The 9,073-nt window shown below is 50.7% G+C and carries 6 protein-coding genes; 2 read left to right on the top strand and 4 right to left on the bottom strand.

Annotation, left to right across the window (positions count from 1 at the left end; genetic code table 11):
- Positions 1 to 611: 611 nt before the first annotated feature.
- The gene (locus ACFO9Q_RS02615; RefSeq protein WP_379178375.1) at positions 612 to 2,036 is read left to right on the top strand and encodes an amidohydrolase family protein; all 1,425 of its coding nucleotides are present in this window, start codon (positions 612 to 614) and stop codon (positions 2,034 to 2,036) included.
- 67 nt (positions 2,037 to 2,103) lie between these two features.
- Here ACFO9Q_RS02615 and ACFO9Q_RS02610 read toward each other — a convergent pair whose 3' ends face one another.
- The 4 genes from ACFO9Q_RS02610 to ACFO9Q_RS02595 all read right to left on the bottom strand — a co-directional run bounded on the left by ACFO9Q_RS02610 (position 2,104) and on the right by ACFO9Q_RS02595 (position 7,365).
- Positions 2,104 to 3,294: a Ger(x)C family spore germination protein gene (locus ACFO9Q_RS02610; protein ID WP_379178373.1), complete on the bottom strand. Its 1,191-nt coding sequence runs from the start codon at positions 3,292 to 3,294 to the stop codon at positions 2,104 to 2,106.
- Positions 3,291 to 4,625 (bottom strand): spore germination protein, encoded by a 1,335-nt coding sequence (locus ACFO9Q_RS02605; RefSeq protein ID WP_379178371.1) that lies wholly within the window; start codon positions 4,623 to 4,625, stop codon positions 3,291 to 3,293. The genes ACFO9Q_RS02610 and ACFO9Q_RS02605 overlap by 4 nt, the downstream gene beginning before the upstream one ends.
- On the bottom strand, positions 4,625 to 5,728 hold the full coding sequence (locus ACFO9Q_RS02600; protein ID WP_379178399.1) for a GerAB/ArcD/ProY family transporter: 1,104 nt from the start codon (positions 5,726 to 5,728) through the stop codon (positions 4,625 to 4,627). Before ACFO9Q_RS02600 ends, ACFO9Q_RS02605 begins: the two co-directional genes overlap by 1 nt.
- Positions 5,729 to 6,081: 353 nt before the next feature.
- Entirely contained in the window at positions 6,082 to 7,365 is a 1,284-nt protein-coding gene (locus ACFO9Q_RS02595; protein ID WP_379178369.1) for an ATP-binding protein, read from the bottom strand.
- Between the two features lie 223 nt (positions 7,366 to 7,588).
- On the opposite strand from ACFO9Q_RS02595, the gene ACFO9Q_RS02590 reads away from it, so the two are divergent.
- On the top strand, positions 7,589 to 9,031 hold the full coding sequence (locus tag ACFO9Q_RS02590; RefSeq protein ID WP_379178367.1) for a SpoVR family protein: 1,443 nt from the start codon (positions 7,589 to 7,591) through the stop codon (positions 9,029 to 9,031).
- The last annotated feature ends 42 nt before the right edge of the window (positions 9,032 to 9,073 follow it).

Genomic DNA, 9,073 nt, shown 5'->3' with positions numbered 1-9,073 from the left:
AGAAGAAAAGCTACGACTGATGTAAGATTGTATGGGTGGACTCCGGATTTAGGGGGCTGAGCCGCTTTTGCACCTCGTTGGCCTCCAGCAACCTCCCACCCGTCCAATATGGTGCACTTTTGCACCTCGTTGCCCTCTAGCAACCTGCCTTACGCCCAATATGGTGCATTTTTGCACCTTGTTGGCCCCGAGCAACCTGCCGCCGCCCCAATATGGTGCACTTTTGCACCTCGTTGGCCTCCAGCAACCTCCCGCCGGCCCAATGTGGTCCATTTTTGCACCTCGTTGGCCTCCAGCTAGCTGCCATCGCCCATATTTGCACCTCGCTCCCTCATCCCCCACCTAATAAATTCCTTGTCAGACATTCTGACAGAACTTTAGACTTTCCTCCACCTTTCTGCTACTTTAAGAAAAGAATGGGTTACTACTTAGGTCCTTTTAGAAACTGAATTGCCCAGGGAGCGCTAAGCGAACAATTTAGTTTCTTAAATTGGTTAGCTAGGACAGGGTATAAACTGCACCTAATGGTTAGCGAGCAAGGAGGTACCTAAGTAGTAACGAGAATGGAACCTAATCACTCGAATGGAGCAAGAGCAGGAGGAGGAATTATCGTGAGAGAACCGAATCAATCGAAGAATGAGCTTTCTCGAAGAGATTTTCTAGGAGCGGTTGGGAAGATTGGCGGTGCATCAGCAGTGCTTGGAGTAATGGGAACCTTGGGTGTATTCCCTTCCCCTGCCGCAAATGCGAGTACATCTGCGGGCAGCGAGGCTGTCCCTAGCGGATCTCCTGCAATAGGAAGCTCCTATGTGCTGCGCAACGTGCGGCTGGAGAGCGGCTATGTGTATGAAGGCACTCAGGTGACTTCCACATCGACCATTATTCGTCATCTTCATATTGAGCAAGGGGTCATTGCGGCCATTCATTCGAATGCAGCCAAGCTGCCCGTGAATATCCCACATTATGATGCGAAGAAGCTGCTCATGCTCCCTGCCTTCAAGGAGATGCATATCCATCTGGACAAGACCTTCTACGGCGGGCCTTGGCGTGCGGTTCGTCCAACGACTCGCGGCATCTTCGACAGGATTGCGGAGGAGCAGGTGCTGCTCCCTCAGCTGTTGCCGACGGCCCAGGAGCGTGCGGAGAAGCTGATTCAGCTCATCTTAGGCTACGGCTCCACCTATGTCAGAAGCCATTGTAATATTGATCCGGTAGTCGGTACGAGTAATCTGGAGCATCTCCAGAAGGCGCTGCACAACTACAGAGACAAGATTCGTCACGAGATCGTGGCCTTCCCTCAGCACGGGCTGCTGCTCTCTAACATCGAGAGCACTATGCGTGAAGCGATGCGAATGGGCTGTACCCATGTCGGCGGTCTCGATCCTACCAATGTAGACGGTGATATGGAGCGTTCCTTGCAGACGATGGTCCAGATTGCGGTAGACTTCAAGGCTGGAATTGATATTCATCTGCACGAAGGCGGTGAGACGGGTCTGAAGGCCATTCGTCGACTCATTGACTTGACTGAACAGGCCGCTCTGCAGGGCAAGGTCACAGTGAGCCACGCCTTCTCTCTTGCCTCCCTGCCTGCCGGGGAGGACGAAGCTCTGTTCAGCAAGATGGCCTCTCTAGGCATGTCTGTTGCCTCATCGGTGCCCATAGGACGCGGTGTCATGCCCATCCCGCTCATGCGGAAGCTGGGCGTGAATGTCATCTTGGGCAATGACAGCATTACAGATCATTGGTCTCCATTCGGCATTGGCGACGTGCTGCAGAAGGCACACCTGGCAGCTCAACTGTATGGGTGGTCCAGCGAATACAACCTATCCCGAGCTCTATCGCTTGCTACGGGAGGCATCATGCCTCTTAGCGAGCGAGGCAAGCGAATATGGCCGCGAGCCGGTGATGAAGCAACCGGAGTGCTCGTTGAGGCGAGCTGCTCTGCTGAAGCTGTTGCCAGACTGTCACGCCGAGCAGCGACACTGTATCAAGGCAGGGTTGTATCGGGAACCATCCAAGCATCAGCCACACAATAATTGATGATAAGCCAACAGCCTCTCCAGCCTGTCAGACAGAGCGGGAGAGGCTGTTGGCAGCCCATGTTCAATTCTTCTGTTCTATACTGCCGTATCTAATCCCTGAACGGCGCAGCCCTACATGAACGGTGACTTCAACCTCAGCCTGTGCGAAGCGATCATGCCACTCGTCCTCCACTTCCTTGTAAGCCTTGAAGTCTGACTCCCTGAGCGCATAGCCGAAGCCGAATATGTCGGAGCGGTATTGCTTCTGCAATAACCGAATAATATTCTCAATCTTAGACTTCAAGAGTTCCTCTGCTTGTGACTCAATCTTGTCGTAATCCTTCGAACTTCCGTCATAGTATCCTCTGCACTGCGATTCGTCCAGCCTGGCAATCAGATCTACATCAGCCTGTAGACGCACCACTCTATTCTCTAACCGAGCATGCAGCTTGCTGGACTGATGCTGCAAGTAGAGACTAACGAAGCTCTTGTCTGAGCAGGGCATCTCAAGCGCGCTCTCAACAAGCTTATTGTTAATTAACATGCTGTCTCGATACTGCTTATTGTTCAATACTCCAACAAGCTTACCTGCTCGGAATACTCCTACTCCCCTCAGCTCCACGATATCCTTAAGCTCCAGCTCCTTAGCAGCGTCAAGCGTGCTTCCCTTCGGTGATTGTGAAGCAACGGTCACCATGGGAATAACTGGGTTCTTGCCAGACTCGCTAAGCTCTCGTGTGAAGTGAAGCAGCTTAATGGGGTAGGTACCTCCATAATCCCTGTAATACTGCTGAAGCTGCTCTCTGATCTTATAAGTAGACACACTGAGATCCGGGGAGAGCGTGGTCATCACGGACTTCACCTTGCCAGTACTCGCTCCTACTAACAGAATATTATTACGCACTTCCCGGTATCTCTCAATGAAGTCCAGGTACGAGAGATCCCCGCTGCTCAGCAAGGCTTGATCCATAACGAGCAGCTGCATATGACTGAACTCGATATGCTTGTTCAGCTTCTGGTTGAGAATGGTTACCCCATCCGCTATGGTATTCACCTCTTGTTCCATAACATACGACCGGCTGCTGCCCAGCCGCTTATCGGAGACGAACTCCGATGTTCTCACCAGCTCTATATATAGCCGGTACTTCGTCTTGTCCCCTGGCTCAATCCCCATGCCTGATACCATCTGCATGTCGCCAATCTCACGATAGTCCCAGCACCCAGATATCAGCAAGAGAAGTATAGCCAGCAGAGCTGCTACTCCGCGCTTCATTCGCTAGATGCTCCTCTCGGCTTAATAGGAATTAAGCGGTTATGCTTCGCGAGCTGCACCGTTAAGGCAATGAACCCTAGGAACAAGCCGAACAACCCGAGGAACGAAGCCAGCAGGATGAAGACTATTCGAACAATACGTGCCACATTAAGCAGGTCACTATACGGCAGCGCGAAGGAAGCCAGCATCGTCAATGATACGATGATCATAACAATGTTAGTAACGATCCCTGCTTGAACCGCAGCCTGTCCAATAACGAACGCACCTGCGATTGTTAAGGTAGAGCCGACTAATCGGGGCATCCGCACAGTTGTCTCTCTCAATAATTCGAAGAGGAATTCCAGCAGGAGCAGTTCAATGACCGATGGGAACGGAGCATCCATTCGCTGCCCGGATATTGCAATCGTTAAGGCATAGGGAATAATCTCTACGTTATAGCTGGTTAAGCCGATATAGATACCAGGCAGCAGCACGGCTAATAGGAAGGCCAAGTAGCGCAGACACCTAAGCAGGAAGGCATAGGGAGGGAAGATATAGATATCTTCCTGTGCCTTGAAGAAGTCTCCTACGCTGGCAGGGGCTATGAGCACGAATGGTGAACCATCCATAATAATGATTACTCGGCCATCCAGCAAGGCTGAAGAGGCATTATCTGATCTCTCGCTGTACAGCATATAGGGAACCAAGTGGAATCCCTTCTGCTTCTGAACCTCTCTAAGAATCTGGGCGGTGTCCATGGCATAATCCATGCGAAGACCTCTCATACATTCCATCACAGCGTCTACAATCGCTGCTTCGGTCGTTCCTTCAATATACACGAGCATCCCTCGTGATTGATTCATTCCGCCGAATTGCAGTGGAACGAATTGCAGCTGTGCATTCCGAATTCTTCTTCGTATCAAGCTGACATTCGTCTCGAGTGATTCCACGAATGCTTCCTTAGGCCCCTGCAAGACGTTGTGCAGCTTAGGCTCCTCCAACGCGCGAACGGGATATCCTCCTACAGATACAGACAGTACATCCTCCTCACCATGAATTCCAATTAATACAGCTCCGTTATACAGCTCATCCAGAAGCTTATCTATCAAGTGTTCATAAGTACAGACTACACCTGCCATATAGCGTGAGCGGAATTGCTCCAGCGTTAACGGCACGGATGATTCAGAGCGTGAAGCGTACAGCATAAGCGGCTGCATAATATAACGCTGTACCGCTTCTGGAACAGCAAGCGAGGAATAGTAGATTAAGTAGCCTTCCCTCTCCCCGAATTGTATGGTCATCCGTGTTAAGTCATCCGTATCCCCCAGAGCCTTGCTAAGTTGCTCAATCATTAGACTAGTCTCCCCTTTCTCTTACGTAGGAACACGATGAGGAACAGCGAGGCAGGCACCATAATCTCCATGATCAAGGCATAATAGGGAACAATCTCGATAGCTCTATGGAAGTGATCAGTCGTATTCTTGGCTATGAATATGGATTGAATACAGAGAAGAATGCCTAGAGGAACTGCCATCTCACGAAGGGAATAGCCAGTTAGAACTTCAATTCCCTTAATTGCAGCATAGAGAAATACGGCTACCTTAACCGTCAAGGTAATGAGCATGATGAAGACGAATAACACTTCGACCCTCTCAATGAACATACCAACAGAGATGTTCCGGAACGTTCCCAGCATGGGGAACGGAGAGCGATTCTTAATCGCGACCCCGAGAGTAGCAACCTGCAGGGCACAGCCTATTGCTAGAAAACAGCCTCCAGCTGCCACGGCCCATAGGGAAGCTCTACGCACCGCTCTATAACTGCTCTTGATCCATGGGGCTGCCGCTACAAGCACGGCCAGAGCTTCTCCGAAGGGGAAAAACAATAGCTGGGTATAGGAGGGTTCTACAACTGGCATAACGCCGTTCTCAAATACCGGAAGCAGCTCCTTCAGGTTGTACTCCTGATTAATAAACACAAGCGCGGTTATCAGGATAAAAACAAAGGTAAACAAACCGAAGTAAAAAGGGGCAATTCTAATCAATGCATGTAAACCTAGGAACAGTGCATACACCACTAGGGTGCCAAATGCGGCAGCAAGAACTGGCGTTGGCGTGTCCACGAGAATCGCATTAGAGATTAATTCAGTCATATCTCTGACATCCCGGGAGCCTAAATATAAAAAATAAAGGACATACACATAGAGAACCGCTCCTCCTGCATAACGCCCGAAGGATTCCAGAATTAATCCATAATAATCGGTATTCTCCTGATTCCGCACTAAGCAGAAAAAGCCGAAAATAAGCAGTATGCCCATACAGGAAGCTATAATAATAGACAACCAAGAGCTTCTTCCTGCCGAAGGAGCAATATTAAGAAGAATGGTACTTCCTTCAATAAACAGAAACATTAAAGCAAAAAGCTTGACTTGTGCCGATGCATCTAATAGCTTCATCATGGTTTCTCCATTTTTTTATCTTTTTTTCCTAGCTCGCCAATCATAATACGCTGTAATAGCGCCTCCTGCGATTCCCATAACTGCGAGAAAGGAATTCATCGTGGAGGACGGCCTTGTACTCTGAATGATCTGTCCTATTCCAGAATGGTCATCCAGCCAGTGCATAAGCAGCAGCAGAGCCAGTGAGCTAACCCCGACAGAGAGGTAGATTAGAGTGCGCACGGTACTCCTCCTTATCCAGACTTAGCAGCAGTATTGCCTGGAGGGCCGCATCTTAAAAGTCACATGCCAAAAAGCCTCCATTCCATCACTGACGCGAGGAGGAGGCTTGTAAGAATTGTTCTATTCAATTATATGGTATAGGTCGTCCCCGGCGAAGATGCAGGCACTGGATAGAAGTGGAGCTCGCAGATCGTCCCTTGATTCGGCTTGCTGCGGAAGAAGATCTCGCCGTTCATCGCCTTCACCAGGCTCATGACGACCATAAGGCCAAGCCCTGTCCCCTTCTCCTTCGTTGTAAAATAAGGCATGCCAATTCGCTTAATCTGCGTATGGTTCATTCCAACCCCAGTGTCCCGAATGAGTATCTGAACCTTGCCCGCCTGCAGCGTCGTGGATATCGTGAGCGTCCCTCCCTGAGGCATGGACTCAATCGCATTCTTCATAATATTCAAGAGGCATTGATGCAGCTTCTTCGGCTCGCCCATGATGAACAGCGGATCCTCAGATAGATGCTGGATGCTGATATTAATGTTCGACTGAATGGAATAAGGCTTCAGCCAAGGAATAATGCTCTCAATCTCCTGCTTAACCTCAAGCGGCTTCGGCTCATTCACGTTCGGCTTGGAGAAGTTAAGGTAATCGGTAATGATGGCATTGGCATGGTCGATGCCCTCGAAGGCGTAGTCGCGATAGCGCTCGAATGATTCGCGGCTGAGGCTGTCCTTGCTCATCAGCTGCAGGAATCCTCTGGTGGTCGTAAGCGGATTGCGAATCTCATGCGAGATGGATGCGGCGAGCTGGCCGATGAGCAGATTTTTCTCAGAGCGGACAAGCTCCTCTCTCATATCCTCGTAATTCTTCACATGAAGGTAGAGGATGCTGGACAGCTGGGAAGAGATTAGCGTGAGGATCACAACGATGACCGTCCGCTGAACGTCGATCGGTGTTCCCATGAACGTGTCTACTCCCGTGTAGACCATCATGTAGACCGTCACCATTACTCCATTCAGCATACACATCTTGAGATAGGAGCCGCCCTGAATCCTGTAGTAGAACAGCAGTCCGAGAGCGAGCAGCACAAGAGTGGCCGACAGAGTCGGAATGGGGTCATTCCCCACTAACACAATACCGCATATGGCGAAGGCAAGCCAGGCCGCAATGCCGGGTATGAGACCCTCGAATAGCACGGCAAGCGCGATGGAGACTGGGGTGAGATGCATCGCATAGATATAAGGATCAATATCCTCCAGCCCCAGATAGAGGAAGCTGAGGACAGCTAGGATTACGACGAAGAACGTCTTGCGGCGATTATGTGCGAACATGAATCTTGGTGTCATGATGATGAAGATTAGACAGGCTGTCATAATATACATGAATCCATGCAAGACAGGCAGGTAGATGGAGTGTACCACGATAGCCGTTCCTTTCCTCTAACAGAGACAGACTTTGAACCACAATTCATTATTTCCATATTACTACATCACGGCAAAAAACAACACTATTCTACAAAACTTCCTAACCCCGCACCTCATAGCTGATAGAGCCGGCATACACTCTGCCCTACATGCGTCATAACCCCGTCCAATGAGTCATATCTATGGTATGAACAGTATTATGGTTACGGAGGGATGGCAGATGAATCAGGACGAGATCCGCCAGCTGGAGAAGTCCATTGATGAGATAACGGAGATTGCACAAGGCTTCGGCCTCGATTTCTACCCGATGAGGTACGAGATATGTCCCGCTGATATTATCTACACCTTCGGTGCTTACGGCATGCCGACCCGGTTCAGCCACTGGAGCTTCGGGAAGACGTTCAACAAGATGAAGATGCAATATGACTTCGGCCTGAGCAAGATCTACGAGCTGGTCATTAACTCTAACCCCTGCTATGCGTTCCTACTCGACGGCAACTCCCTCATCCAGAATAAGCTGATAGTGGCGCATGTGCTGGCACATTGTGATTTTTTCAAAAATAATGCACGCTTCGGAGGCTCCAACCGCAATATGGTGGAGAGCATGTCGGCAACAGCTGAGCGGGTGAGCGAGTATGAGATGCAGTACGGGACGGAGGAGGTGGAGAAGTTCATCGACGCCGTCCTTGCGATCCAAGAGCATGTCGACCCTACCCTAATCAAGCCTTATCAGCTGGACAAGGCGCATTATATCGAGATGGTGCAGCGGGAGAAGGAGAAGTCCTTCCATCAGGTGAAGGAGTCGGAGTACGATGATCTGTGGGAGCTGGAGAGCAGCGGCAATGAACAACCGGGGAAGGCCGATGCTAGTGAGCTGAAGCGGTTCCCTCCACAGTCGGAGAAGGACCTTGTCTGGTTCATCGAGGAGTATTCCCCCATCCTGCAAGATTGGCAGCGCGATATTATGTCCATGCTGCGCGATGAGATGCTCTACTTCTGGCCGCAGATTGAGACGAAGATTATGAATGAAGGCTGGGCTTCGTATTGGCATCAGCGTATTATTCGCGAGCTGGACCTGACGAGCGACGAGACGATCGAATTCGCCAAGCTTAACTCTTCCGTCGTACAGCCCTCCCGCCACAGCCTGAACCCTTACTACCTCGGCCTGAAAATCTTTGAAGACATCGAGCGGCGCTGGGATAAGCCGACCGACGAAGAGAAGCGGCGCTTCCGGCGGGAGCCAGGCCAAGGCCGGGCGAAGATGTTCGAGGTGCGCGAGGAGGATTCCGACGTCTCCTTCATTCGCAACTACTTGACGAAGCCGCTCGTGGAGGAGCTTGATCTGTATGTGTTCGAGAAGAAGGGCCCCGAGTGGAAAATTACCGACAAATCATGGGAGTCGATCCGCGATCAGCTCGTCTACTCCAAGATTAACGGCGGCTTCCCGAGCATCCACGTCGTGGATGGCGACTTCAACCGCGTCGGCGAGATGTACTTGAAACATCAGTACGAAGGCGTTGAGCTTGATCTCAAGTACGTGGAGCGCACCCTCCCTTACGTCGTCAAGCTGTGGGGCAAGTCGGTCCATCTCGAGACGGTCGTCGAGGACAAGAAGATCGTCTTCAGCTGCGACGGCAAGAAGACGAGCCGGAAGTTTATCTAGAGGGTATGGTGAGAGCCAGCAGGCACCCGCTTGTGCGGGATG

The organism is Paenibacillus sp. GCM10023252, from assembly GCF_042653305.1.
In the GTDB taxonomy this organism is placed as follows: domain Bacteria; phylum Bacillota; class Bacilli; order Paenibacillales; family Paenibacillaceae; genus Pristimantibacillus.
This window is presented reverse-complemented; position numbering and strand designations above follow the sequence as displayed.

Bases quoted from the DNA above. Each gene is read 5' to 3' on its own strand.
- ACFO9Q_RS02610 (WP_379178373.1), bottom strand. From the start codon at position 3,294: ATGAAGCGCGGAGTAGCAGCTCTGCTGGCTATACTTCTCTTGCTGATA.
- ACFO9Q_RS02605 (WP_379178371.1), bottom strand. From the start codon at position 4,625: ATGATTGAGCAACTTAGCAAGGCTCTGGGGGATACGGATGACTTAACA.
- ACFO9Q_RS02600 (WP_379178399.1), bottom strand. From the start codon at position 5,728: ATGAAGCTATTAGATGCATCGGCACAAGTCAAGCTTTTTGCTTTAATG.
- ACFO9Q_RS02590 (WP_379178367.1), top strand. From the start codon at position 7,589: ATGAATCAGGACGAGATCCGCCAGCTGGAGAAGTCCATTGATGAGATA.